Below are 317 nucleotides of genomic sequence, written 5' to 3'. Positions count from 1 at the left end.
AAAATCACCATGGATCTCGGCATTCGCGGCAAGAAGGCCATCGTCTGCGCCTCGAGCAAGGGACTAGGGCGCGGCTGCGCCATGGCGCTGGCCGAAGCCGGCGTCGATCTCGTTGTCAACGGCCGCAACGCCGAGCTGGTGGCCAGGACCGCCAAGGAGATCCGCGACCGGTTCGGGGTCAAGGTGATCGAGGTTCCCGGCGACGTGTCGAAGCCGGACGTGCAGAAGGCGATCCTTGCCGCTTGCCCCGATCCGGACATCCTGGTCAACAACAATGGCGGTCCGCCGCTGCGCGATTTCCGCGAGCTCGACCGGGC

At 66.2% G+C, this 317-nt stretch carries 1 protein-coding gene; it reads left to right on the top strand.

Annotated elements, in window-relative coordinates; translation table 11 throughout:
• Positions 1-9: 9 nt before the first annotated feature.
• Positions 10-317, top strand: a 308-nt coding sequence (locus EN852_RS38085) for an SDR family NAD(P)-dependent oxidoreductase (protein WP_135879852.1), incomplete at its 3' end; no start/stop codon positions are given.

The organism is Mesorhizobium sp. M2E.F.Ca.ET.209.01.1.1, assembly GCF_004010375.2.
In the GTDB taxonomy this organism is placed as follows: domain Bacteria; phylum Pseudomonadota; class Alphaproteobacteria; order Rhizobiales; family Rhizobiaceae; genus Mesorhizobium.
Note: the sequence above shows the minus strand (reverse complement) of the source record. Positions and strands in the feature narration are given on the sequence as shown.